The sequence below is a fragment of the Syntrophobacter fumaroxidans MPOB genome, assembly GCF_000014965.1.
Lineage (GTDB): Bacteria > Desulfobacterota > Syntrophobacteria > Syntrophobacterales > Syntrophobacteraceae > Syntrophobacter > Syntrophobacter fumaroxidans.
In genome coordinates this window covers 4,516,157-4,527,396 of the sequence record NC_008554.1, presented here as the reverse complement: position 1 = coordinate 4,527,396, position 11,240 = coordinate 4,516,157, and the positions used below count along the sequence as shown (strand labels likewise).

Sequence of the window (11,240 nt, the reverse complement as noted above, 5' to 3'; positions counted from 1 at the left end):
TCACGGCCCCCTCAAGAGGGGAATTCCGGACACATGCCGTGCCGCAACGGATGTCGCGGCTATTGACAAACGGCCCGGCAGGCGGGTAATTTAACGTTTGAGCGGTTTTCATCCAGGCCCGGCTTCGCGCGACGGCGAACACCTCGCGGCGAACCGGCGCATCCGGGATGAAAAGCCGCGTGTTGAGGGTTATGCCAGGCACAAGCCACCCAGACCCAACGGTCGGGGTGGCTTTTTTATTGTCCGGGATGCATTCGGGAGGGGACCATGCGCCTTGTCGTCATAGACAATTATGATTCTTTCACCTTCAACCTCGTCCAGCTTTTCTTCGAATTCGACCTGGAGGTATCCGTGTTCAGGAACGACCGGGTGACGCTCGACGGGATCGATGCGCTGCGCCCGGACTGGATCTGCATTTCCCCGGGCCCAAGGAGCCCGGCCCATTCGGGAATCAGCAAAGCCGTGGTGGAACGGTTCGGTCCGACGATCCCCATCCTCGGGGTGTGCCTCGGGATGCAGGTGATCAACGAGGTCTTCGGTGGAAAAACGATCAAGGCCCCGGTTCCCGTGCACGGCAAGTGCTCGCGGGTGGATCACGAGGGCCGGAGCGTCTTCCGTGGAATTCCCTCCCCGTTTTGGGCGGCGCGCTATCATTCGCTGTGCGTCGAGCTGCAATCGGACTGCCTGCTCCCCGTCGCCCATGCCGAAGACCGGGTCCTCATGGGCATCCGGCACCGTTCCTGGCCGCTGTGCGGGGTCCAATTCCATCCCGAATCCTTCATGACCGAGCACGGGCTGGAATTGATCCGGAATTTCCTTTCTCTGCGACGCGGTTGGATTGCGCCCGATGACGCCGCCGATCCCGACCGGTTTCCGAGGATCGACACGCCGATCGGCTATCCCGACCGGCGCGAGGAGGCGGCATGAAAACGTCCACTCGTTCCGTGCACGTCGTGGAGCCGGTCCTCTACCGGGCCCTGGAGACCCCGGTTTCCGACCTTGAATTCATTGCCGTGGCACGCCGCTGCGCGGCGCAACCCGATAGCGTGGTGCTGCTGAGCGGCGGGAAGGTCCCGTTGGAAGGCGAGAGCCGGTACTCCATCGCCGCCTGGGACCCGTTCCTGCTGTTCAAAAGCAAAGGCTCGCGCTGCCTCGTGCACGGTCCTTCGGGGTCTGAGTCGCGGCGCGGGGACCCGCTGGCCGTGCTCGATGAGCTGTTCGCACGATTCTCGCCCGGCTACTCCCCGGTGATCCCGCCGTTTTCGGGAGGCGCGATCGGCTACTTCGCCTACGATCTCAAGAACGCCATCGAACGCCTGCCCCGGACCGCCCGTGACGACCTGGGCCTTCCCGACATCTGGCTCATGTGGCCCCGGCGCATTCTCGTGCACGACCGGATCGAAAAGCGCCTGCACTATCTCTATCTCACCCCGGCACCCGCCGGAAAACGAGGCCCACCACACCGGACGCCGTCGCCCGACCCGGTCGAAGCCTTCCTGGACGGGATTCCTCCGGTTCCGGAACCGGAGGAACGGGACAACGGGTTCCGCGTAAACGGACTCAGAAGCAATTTCTCCCGGGACGCCTATCTGCTTGCGGTGGAGAAAGTCCGACTCTACATCGGGGAGGGGGACATCTACCAGGCGAACCTCTCGCAGCGGTTCCAGTTCAGGCTTGACGGTGATCCCTTCCTGCTCTGGGAATCGCTCTTCCGGGCAAACCCCGCGGCATTTTACGCTTTCGTCGACGCCGGCGACCATCAAGTGCTGTCCACTTCCATGGAACGCTTCCTGTACCAGCGCGACGGGCGGATCGAAACACGCCCCATCAAGGGGACGGCCCGCCGGGGCGCCACCCCCGAAGAAGACGAGGCTCTGAAATCGGCCCTGCTCACCAGCCGCAAGGAAGACGCGGAGCTCTCCATGATCGTGGACCTGTTGCGCAACGATCTCGGGCGGATCTGCCTGCCCCGGACGATTCGTGTCCGGGAACACAAACGGCTCGAATCCTACCAAAACGTTCATCACATGGTCTCCATCGTCACTGGCCGGCCGAGGCCGGAACTGACCCCGGGGGAGTTGTTGCGGGCGGTGTTCCCGGGCGGCTCCGTCACCGGTTGCCCGAAAATCCGCGCGATGGAAATCATTGACGAGCTGGAACCCCACGTGAGACACGTATACACCGGTTCCATCGGATACCTGGGGTGGCACGGAAACATCGACCTGAACATCGCCATACGCACCGGCATCCTCCAGCGCGGCACGTGCCGTTTCTCGGTGGGCGGAGGCATTGTCCACGATTCGCGGCCCGAGGACGAATACCAGGAAACCCTGGACAAGGGGCAGACTCTTTTGCGGCTGATCGAAGCCTCCATGAAAGGCAAACCATGAACCCGCAGTCCCCGGAACACCCCGGAATCGTCTGGCTGAACGGCTCCTTTGTACCCGCGGGCGAAGCTTTCGTCTCGCCCCTGGACAGGGGGTTCCTCTATGGGGACGGGGTTTTCGAGACCATGCGCGCCGAGTGCGGGCGCGTGCTGTACCTGGGGGACCATCTCGAACGGCTGCACCGTTCGCTGGCAGCGTTGAGGATCCGCGTGTCGGCGGCGGCGCCGAACTGGGGCGAGGTGGTGCGGGAACTGCTGGAGCGCGCCGGGTTGCGCCGCTCCGTCGCGTCGGTGCGGATCACCGTTACGCGCGGCGCCGGGTTGTCGCCGGGTCTGCCCGAAGCCTCGGCCCCGACGCTTTGCATCACCGCGCGCGGATACGTTCCGCCCGCGCCGTCCGTCCACGCCGAAGGTTTCCGGCTGCATGTCTTCCGGAGCGGGTTCTCGCCGCCGCTTGCCGGCATGAAGACCCTCAACTACCTCTATTTCCTGTGCGCAAGGCAGGCCGCACTGGATGCGGGAGCCGACGAGGCGCTCATCCTCGATCCCGAAGGCCGCGTCGCGGAGACCTCCGCCGGTTCCCTCCTCGCAAGAACCGACGGGCGGTGGTGGACACCTTCCAGCCCGTTCCGGCTTCCGGGCATCACCATCGCGAGAGTCACGGACCTGCTCGCCGCCCGTGGACACAACGTCGAAGCGCGCCCAGCCTCCCTCGAAGAGCTCGTATCAGCTCAAACCCTCTGGGTCCTCAATTCCCTCATGATCGTCATGCCCGTTCGCTCCCTGGGCGAACACCGCTTCGTGCACCCGGCTCACGACGAGGCGGCCGAGCTCGCGCGGCGGTTCATCGCCGCGGGCGGGAACTGATCCCGATTCACTTGCAATATCGCGGAATAAGGGGTCTGCGGAAGGCGAGGCGGGCATGGACGGACCCCGCCCCTTGCACGACTTGCGCGATCGTACGAGGGGCAGGCTATATGCACGCCCCCGGTGTGTTTTCCCGCCTAGACCAATCGCTTCTCTGAGGCTCGGGAACCGGCTTGCTGTATCGGAATTCGAGGAACAGACCAAACCCGCGGCACAGGAGCCTTTTTATACCTGTCCGATGACTTTGCCGGTGCAGGAAGACCCGTAACCGGGAAGGGCGCTCAATTCCTCCCGCAAGGCGCGCGTCTGCATCACTTCGAGCAGAATCTTGACGGCCGGCAGATCCAGGAAATCGTGGGGAATGACCAGGTCGCACCGAACGGACTCGATGGGAACGAAGCCCAGTCCGTGTGCGGCCGCGACGGCTCGCAGCCCGAGGGCGGCATCGGCCATGTCGAGAGCGACCATCTGGGCGCACTGGTTGTGGCTCGATCCCTGCCGGTCGTAACCATTGACGGCCTCGCCCGAGAGCCCCACCTGCATCAGGCGCTCGTCAAGAAGAGAACGCAAAGCGGCTCCGGGCTCACGGTTGACGAATCGAATCCGCTTTCGAGCCAGGTCGCCGACATCCCGGATGTCGAGCGGATTTCCCGCGGCAACCATCAGACCTTCCTCGAAAATCGAGAAAGCGACCACCATGGCCCCTGTGCCCGCCAGCGCCGTCTTGGCCAGCACCACATTGGATTCGACCGACTCCCGGTTGTGCATGTGAGTGCCCGCGATGTGGGCGTGCCCGGCGGAAAGCCTCGCCAGTGCCAGGTAACTGGATGCAAAACGGCACTGCACGAATGCATCCGCCATCCATCTGGAGGCATGCGCGCTCAAGATGGCGAATGCGGGATCGCAGCCGAAAAGGAATATCTTCTTCTCAAGCGCCCTGCGCCCCTGGAAGAGACGCACATTGCAGCCGTCGGCCAGGAGCAGGCCGTCCGCGGAGTGGAATCCGTCGCTCAACAGCCATTTTCCGTCCACGGGGTAAGCAACGAGTCGCTCGCGCACACTGGCCACGGCAACCCTGGGGTTAGCCGCACCCGCTTTCTCGACCAAAGTGACGGGTTGTTCCTCTTCCGATTCCTCCAGGACGAACAGGTCTTCGACCCTGCAGCCGAGCTCTCTTGCGATGTAAAGCGCCAGGGCGGTGTTGGGCAGATACCGCCCGCTTTCCATGTCATAAATCGCCTGCCGCTTGACCCCCACTCTACCGGCCAATTCGCTCTGGGACAACCCCCTGGCTTTTCGCGCCGACTTGAGGTTACAGACCACCCGCTCTTTGACCGATCCCATGGACACCTCCGTGGCACCTCAACCCTTGGTTTGGATGCAAAAGGCTACAAAAATGTAATCTATAGTATACCTGTTGGCGTTGCCCTGGAGAAGTGCAAAGTTCCTTGTCGGCCAGGCAGCCGGGAGCGGCCCTGTTCCCCGCCGGCGGCCCGGTTTCCCATCGTCGGATGAAGGTGCAATCGAGGTAGAATCGCGCCGGAACGGGTCCGGCTCGGGCAATCGAAGCGCGCGTCACTGATTCGAGAGGATGAATGAGGTCGGCACGGAAGCATCCGGAAACGGTTCAAGCCATCCCCCTGACGGGGTGGCGCGACTGATGCGCCCGTCGATGCTTCCGTGCGATGAACGCGACGGCGCCGACACGGGCGTCGATCAGCACCATCGGCGGGCATGTTGGAGGGAGGCGGCGGGGCTTCTTCGCAACGGTCCATCAAATCCCGTTGCGAAGTGCCGCGGCGGGCGGGCCGCCGCGTGCCGCACCTTTCCCGACAATGTCCCGTCCACGCCTTGCGGCAAAACCTCAAACATCCTCCGGCCGCTCCCTCACGGGACCAGGACCACCTCGATCGTGCTCAACCCTTTCACATAACGGGAGCCGGTAAAGTAGTCCTCGGCGGATATGAGCTCGAGTCGCCCTGCCTCGTCGACCAGCGATTCGCCGTCCCTTTCCACCAGGATCATCACTCCGCCGCCGATCGGCGTGTTGAAAATCTCCTGCCAGGAGAACACGACCTTGAAGCCGTCGCGGGCCGAGACGATGAACAACATCTTCTTCGTGTCGTTGTGTTCCTCCTTGATCACCTCGGCCTTACGGATCACCTCTTCGAGCAGCACCCCCCGGCAGCTCCGGATACGGCCCTTGGGTGTTCCGCTGCCGCATATTACGGGCAAGTCCGTCACTTCCTCCGTGTTCATACTTTGGAGATCTTTCATCTCCAGCAAAAGGGGTTGCGCAACCCTTCCGGTAATCCGGATCGCGCCGTTCCCCCCGCCGCCGTTCCGATTGTCGCGTGTTCCATTCCCATCAGCATTCATATGACCCTCCGTATGCGATTCATTCTGTACGAATTGTTCTCATATTTCAACATGCCTGGAAGCGCAAAACCTGCGGCTCCTTTTTTTCACCTCCACCACCGGCCGACGGAGCATGACATGCGGCCTTCACCCCTTCGGTACGTCATCTCGACAACCTGAAGTGCACCGACAGGACGACCCATGTCGCCACGGCTTCCCCTCGGTGGCAGCCGGGCTTGAACCTCCATTTGTTGACGGCTTCCAGGGCGTTCCGCTCGAAGACCCCCGGGGGTTCCGCCCGGACAACGGAGGCCTCGCCGACGCTTCCATCCGTTTTGACGAGAAACCGCACCTCCACTCTGCCGCCAACGCCCATTCGGCGTGCCGCCTGGGGGTACTCCGGTTCGACCTTTCGTATGGGGCGGGGAGCCTGGTCCACCTGTTTGAGCTCGAACCTGCCGGACCCGGTTCCTCCTCCCCCGGGAGATCCTCCGCCCGGGAGACCGCCCGCGGCATGCCCCGCTTTTCCCCGGACGCCGTCCCCTCGGGCATGGCCGCCCTGCGCTTCGTCATCCCGGGCCGTCGATGATGGCTCGCCGGAGTTTGCATCGGAGGAGGGAGCGGCGGTAACGACGGAAGCCCCGGCGGGCGGAGCCGGCTTCGGCTTTCGCTCGGCGTCGGTTTTCTTCCTGTCTTTGCGTGCGGGAATTTCGCGCGGGGCCGGCGACAAAACACACGTCTTCACGGGATCGGCGGGCTCGCGGGGCGCTTCGGGTTTCATTTCCTTTGGCGACTCCACGGCGCACACTTGCGCCGCGGGCTCGCGCGACTGCGCCTCCTCGCGAGCGGCTCCAATGACCTCCGGCGTGAGCGGCCGCGGACCCGCCCCGGGGAGAGAATCCCCCGGCCCTGATCCACTTGGGCCTTTTTCGGATCCGACGCCTCCATCGGCTGCTCCGACAAGGGTGACCGTGATGAAGGGATCCCGGTGCTCCATTACCGGCGGGATATAGAGATGAAGAAGCAAGGCCAGGACCGGCACGGCCGCATGTATCGCCAACGCGAACCCCGCGGCGAGGATGAAGTCACCCCTGAGCGCCACGCGCGGCCTCAGAAACGAGAGGTCCCCTCCGGGTTCATTCTCATCCTCGCCTGGGAGCCTCGCCTGAAACCATTCCTTCCCCGCGGCAACGGATGGCGTTCCAGGGTCGTTTTCGTAGGTTCCCACGCTCCTCATGGCTTTGCGGATATCCGTGCCCTCCCGTTGTTCGCGCCCGGGTTCCGCGTTATCAACGAACGCGGCATGCAGGTTCTCAGCGTCCCGTTCACCTTCAGTATGCTGACCTCGGTGTTGTAGAGCCGGCAAACGGATTCATCGTTCATCACGTCGCACGGTTTTCCGTCTGCGATAACGGAACCCTTTTGCAGCATCACGACCCGGTCGGCGATCCACATGGCGTGATCCGGGAAATGGGTGGACTTGACGAAAGTGAAGCCGAGTCTTGAGAGGCCGGTTATCTGGTCGAGCAGTCTCACCTGGTTCCCGAAGTCGAGGCTGGTCGCGGGCTCGTCCATCACGAGGATGTCGGCGCCCTGGGCCAGGGCTCTCGCGATAAGTGTCAACTGGCGCTCCCCTCCGCTGATGTCGGTGTAACTCTGGTCCTTCAGATGCCCAATGGACAGCCGGTCCAGAGCCTGGAGCGCAACGTCCAGGTCATGCCGGGAATACCTGGAGAAGAAGGGCTTGTGAGGCGTCCTTCCCATCAGGACGACATCCACGACCCTGTAGGCGAAGGCCATTCGGTGCGTCTGGGGAACATAGGCGATGCGCTTCGCCAGTTCCTTCGGGGCGATCCGCGAGATCGGCCTCCCCTCGAGCAGCACGGAACCGCTCCCGGGCCGGTACAGGCCGAGGAGCACTTTCAGCAAGGTCGACTTGCCGCTTCCGTTGGGCCCCAGCAAAGAGACGATCTCTCCTTTTCGAACTGAAAGAGATACGTTGTGCAAAACCGGTGAACGTGAATAGCTGAAGGTGATTCCATCCGCCCGTATCAGCTCCATTGGCCCCATCCTTTCCTTGCGTTTCTCAGGATCAAGGCGAAAACGGGAACCCCGAACAGCGCGGTGAGGATTCCCAGGGGGGTCTCCACTTGGAAGAGCAGCCTGGAGACGTCGTCGACGACGAGAACGAATATGGCGCCGAGAACGGCGGTGACCGGCAGGAAAACGCGGTTGTCCGGTCCCACGAGCATCCGGCCCATGTGGGGAATCACCAGTCCGACCCACCCCAGCATTCCGCACACTGCGACGGTCAAACTGCTGATAACCGTCGAGATGAGGATGAACGTCATGCGCAACGCTTTCGTATTGACCCCCAGCGACCGGGCTTCCTCTTCTCCCATGGTCAAGACGTTGAGGTACGGGGAAAGCAGCAGGAGAGCGAGAACCCCCGCGACGATGGGGAAGAACAGGACGAGCGTGGTCTTTGCGTCCGCCAGCGCAAATCCCCCCATGAACCAGTAGGTGATGATCGGAAGCTGGCTATAAGGGTCCGCCAGGTACTTCATCAGGAAGAAGAGTGAATTGAAGAGCTCCGTGCTGATGATGCCGCCCAGGACCAGCAGGAGTATCCTGTCCCCGCGATACAGCCCGGCAAGGCCCACGGCAACCAGAACGGCCACGATGCCGAAGATGGAAGAGATCGCCTGCACCGCGACCCAGCTGAGCGACAGCACAGTCCCCAGCGCCGCCCCGAAGGATGCCCCGGCAAGAATCCCGAGCAGCCTGGGGGAAACGAGGGGGTTGATGAACACGGACTGCAAGACGGCGCCGGAGACGGCGAGGGCGGTCCCGACAAGCATCGCGCCAACGATGCGCGGAATCCTGATGTAAACGAGAACCGTTCTCAGAGTCTCCAGCCCCCCGGTGTCCGGCTCGCTCATCCCGAATACGGCGTGAGCCAGAAAACGGACGATTTCCCTCGGACCGACGGGGTACCGGCCCAGCGCCAGGGAGGTCAACACGGTCAGAACGAGCAGCACGAGAAGCAACGGGAACAGGATGCGGCGGTCCATCATTGATGCAGAACCTCGCGCAGGGCGTCATCATCCAGTTCGACGTTCAGAAAGAGGCGGTAGAATTCCCTGGTTTCCTTTGCGAGGTCCAAAGGATAACGGTCGGGATACAGAAGGTTCGTCAGCCACTTGATCCCGAGAAGACGCATGAACGAAGGGGGCCGGTCGAACCAGTTGAAAGGCGCCCCGGGAATCAGATGGACCCTCCCGTTCTTCACGGCGCGGATGGACTTCCAGCCGGGATCGGATCGGACACGATCGACGTACTCCTTCTCCTGGGCCAGGATCACCTCGGGATCGGCAAGCATGACCTGTTCGATGGAGATTCTCTCCATGCCGTAGTCGTCCTTGGGCGCGCACCGGTAAATGTTTTCGCCCCCGGCGAGGTTGATGAGCTCCGTGTGCGGGGATGCGTCGCACTCGGTGCTCAGCCCGTCCGGCGCTTCGGCGTAGTAGACGGAAACCCTCTTGCCCAGGGGAACAGCCGCCACGACCGGCTCGACCTCCGCCATGGTGCGTTTCGCATACTCGCTCAACTGCCGGCTCCGTTCCTCCCGGCCCACGAGACGCCCCATGAAAAGAAAGGCGTCCGAATACTCGCCCAGGTGGTCCAATCTCACGTAAACCAGGGGCAGGCCGAGAAGCCTCGCAACCTGTTCGATCTTCTCGTTCGCGGCTTTTGTCTTCCACATCCAGGCGACCATGACGTCGGGTTTGACCTTCAGCAGGGCTTCCTGGTTGGGAGTCCGGCCCTGGCCGAACCATCCCCCGATCACGGGAAGGGATACCACGTCGGGGCGCAGATACGTCCGCTCCTTGGGATTGAACGGATAGTTCAGGCCGGCGATGAGAGCCGGATCCACGGCGTAGAGCAGGTAGGTGGCCGGAGGAGACGCTCCGTAGACCTTGGTGACGCGGTCCGGCACGATCACCTTGCGCCCGGCCATGTCGACGATTTCCTTTCCTTCGGCCTGCACCGAAATGAGGACCGACAGGAACAGGAGGAACAATGATCCGACGATTTGCTTCCTGGACTTTTCGATCATGCGCACCACTCTCCGGGTATGGTCCCTTCCTTGTCCCACCACAGCACCGCCCAACGGACAACCCGCCGGTACGGCAGCTTCCAGCGGCCGTTCTCCCGGATGAGGTGGTGCCCGAGATAGCGGCGGAGCCTTTTCTCCTCGGTCGAGGTCATTTCGTAGATCATCCAGCGCACCGAATCGAGGGCATCCTCGAGGTCCCGGAAGGTCTTGTCGTCACGGCTGAGGGTAAAAGAGACGTTCGCATAGATCCCCATCTGCCTCAGGAGGTTGTAGACGAGGATGTAATCGGCGCCGTGATCGAAACTGCGGCCCACGGCTTCCACGATCCGGTGGTCGTATGGACCGCTGTCCACCAGGGTCGAAAGATATACCCGTTTCCTCGCGCGGCTTTCGAGCTTCGAAACGGCGGCTCTCAGGTCTTCCACGATGAGCGAGCGCGACGCGATGGCGACATCGTGGACGCCGATGCCGAGATCATCCCAGTCGTCCTCCCAGCAGCCCTCGACGATCCGAATATTGGTGATGCGTTGTTCCCTGCAGCGGTTTTCGAGCAGGGAAAGCATGGTCGTCGAGGGATCGAGGGCCGTTACCGACCTGACGATCGACGCAAGCGGCAAGGCAAGCGTGCCCGCCGCGCAACCTATGTCCAGTACGCTCCAGTGCGGCTCGGGTTTGAGGATGGCCATGAACTGTTCGACGTAACCGCTGCTGGATGCATGTTTGGCAAAGGACGGCGCCCTTTTGTTCCAGAACTCGGAATCGTGGTGAGGCGTGTGTTTTCTGGCTTGCGCCTCTTTCCACAGCTCGTTCCAGTCGATCTCCGAAAGACGCATCATGCGCTCCCTTTCCGAACCCTTCCGCGCGATGTCCTCGAAGCACCCGTCGCGGGTCTTCCGTCTTCCAGGGCGTAGTACGTTTGTCTGTCGGCGCACGGCCGGCACAGGATTCTGCCCCATCGATAAACCTCCCTCATGTCCCTCACCGCCTCACCGCAACGCTCGCAGATCACGCTGCTGAGGGGCTTGCCGGGAAGATCCCGCGGCCGGATGTTGACGATCACCCGGCCGATTTTGAGAACCTCCTCCTCCGGCATGGCGGCCAGAGCGGCAAGATATGCCGCTTCCTCACTTTCCGCGGTCTCATTCGCCCGCGCGATGCGCCGGACCTTCTCGTCCAAATCCGCCCGGACGCTGATCCTCACCGCCTTGCCGGTTCCCACATTGACGAATGTCGCCGCCATCTTCCCGTAGTCCAGCATCTTGAGGCTCCGCTTGCCCGGCGTCCTCCCGGTGACGGATATGATGGCATCGGTCGCGCAGCGGTCGATTTCGACGAAAATGACCAGGTCCCTGCCCTCCTTTCCCCTGGGCTCCTTGATGCCGAGCTCCCTCAAACCGGCCATGGCCATCCTGACACCGATGACCTGCCCGCCGCACAGGTGCCCATGGAATTTCACCGCCTCGTCGAGAAGCCTCTGAAAGTCAGCGTCCGCATTTTCCATTTCTTCCT

General features: G+C 62.6%; 11 protein-coding genes. 3 read left to right on the top strand and 8 right to left on the bottom strand.

The features are described 5' to 3' along the window. Positions 1 to 267 precede the first annotated feature (267 nt). Genes SFUM_RS19180 through SFUM_RS19170 form a run of 3 tightly spaced genes read left to right on the top strand, consistent with a single transcriptional unit; the run spans position 268 to position 3,253 of the window. On the top strand, positions 268 to 927 hold the full coding sequence (locus tag SFUM_RS19180) for an anthranilate synthase component II (RefSeq protein WP_011700505.1): 660 nt from the start codon (positions 268 to 270) through the stop codon (positions 925 to 927). After that, positions 924 to 2,390 carry an aminodeoxychorismate synthase component I gene (gene pabB / locus SFUM_RS19175; RefSeq protein ID WP_011700504.1) on the top strand — a complete coding sequence of 489 codons (1,467 nt, stop codon included), beginning with the start codon at positions 924 to 926 and terminating at the stop codon, positions 2,388 to 2,390. The genes SFUM_RS19180 and pabB overlap by 4 nt, the downstream gene beginning before the upstream one ends. Further along, the gene (locus SFUM_RS19170) at positions 2,387 to 3,253 is read left to right on the top strand and encodes an aminotransferase class IV (RefSeq protein WP_011700503.1); all 867 of its coding nucleotides are present in this window, start codon (positions 2,387 to 2,389) and stop codon (positions 3,251 to 3,253) included. Before pabB ends, SFUM_RS19170 begins: the two co-directional genes overlap by 4 nt. A gap of 225 nt (positions 3,254 to 3,478) precedes the next feature. Here the strand turns inward: SFUM_RS19170 and SFUM_RS19165 are convergent, their stop codons facing one another. The 8 genes from SFUM_RS19165 to SFUM_RS19130 all read right to left on the bottom strand — a co-directional run bounded on the left by SFUM_RS19165 (position 3,479) and on the right by SFUM_RS19130 (position 11,232). Beyond that, complete coding sequence (locus SFUM_RS19165; protein WP_041441042.1) at positions 3,479 to 4,597, bottom strand: XRE family transcriptional regulator; 1,119 nt, start codon at positions 4,595 to 4,597, stop codon at positions 3,479 to 3,481. A gap of 543 nt (positions 4,598 to 5,140) precedes the next feature. Continuing rightward, positions 5,141 to 5,512, bottom strand: coding sequence for a hypothetical protein (locus SFUM_RS19160; RefSeq protein WP_150109571.1), 372 nt, complete (start codon positions 5,510 to 5,512; stop codon positions 5,141 to 5,143). A 262-nt stretch (positions 5,513 to 5,774) separates the two neighbouring features. Beyond that, positions 5,775 to 6,848: an energy transducer TonB gene (locus tag SFUM_RS22145; RefSeq protein ID WP_049766433.1), complete on the bottom strand. Its 1,074-nt coding sequence runs from the start codon at positions 6,846 to 6,848 to the stop codon at positions 5,775 to 5,777. Beyond that, a complete protein-coding gene (locus tag SFUM_RS19150) occupies positions 6,845 to 7,672 on the bottom strand; it encodes an ABC transporter ATP-binding protein (RefSeq protein WP_041441040.1) in 828 nt (275 codons plus the stop codon). Before SFUM_RS19150 ends, SFUM_RS22145 begins: the two co-directional genes overlap by 4 nt. Further along, positions 7,663 to 8,688 (bottom strand): FecCD family ABC transporter permease, encoded by a 1,026-nt coding sequence (locus tag SFUM_RS19145; protein ID WP_011700498.1) that lies wholly within the window; start codon positions 8,686 to 8,688, stop codon positions 7,663 to 7,665. The genes SFUM_RS19150 and SFUM_RS19145 overlap by 10 nt, the downstream gene beginning before the upstream one ends. Then, a complete protein-coding gene (locus SFUM_RS19140) occupies positions 8,685 to 9,731 on the bottom strand; it encodes an ABC transporter substrate-binding protein (protein WP_011700497.1) in 1,047 nt (348 codons plus the stop codon). Before SFUM_RS19140 ends, SFUM_RS19145 begins: the two co-directional genes overlap by 4 nt. After that, positions 9,728 to 10,567 carry a class I SAM-dependent methyltransferase gene (locus tag SFUM_RS19135; protein ID WP_011700496.1) on the bottom strand — a complete coding sequence of 280 codons (840 nt, stop codon included), beginning with the start codon at positions 10,565 to 10,567 and terminating at the stop codon, positions 9,728 to 9,730. The genes SFUM_RS19140 and SFUM_RS19135 overlap by 4 nt, the downstream gene beginning before the upstream one ends. Beyond that, the gene (locus SFUM_RS19130) at positions 10,564 to 11,232 is read right to left on the bottom strand and encodes an FmdE family protein (protein WP_011700495.1); all 669 of its coding nucleotides are present in this window, start codon (positions 11,230 to 11,232) and stop codon (positions 10,564 to 10,566) included. Before SFUM_RS19130 ends, SFUM_RS19135 begins: the two co-directional genes overlap by 4 nt. Positions 11,233 to 11,240: the final 8 nt, after the last annotated feature.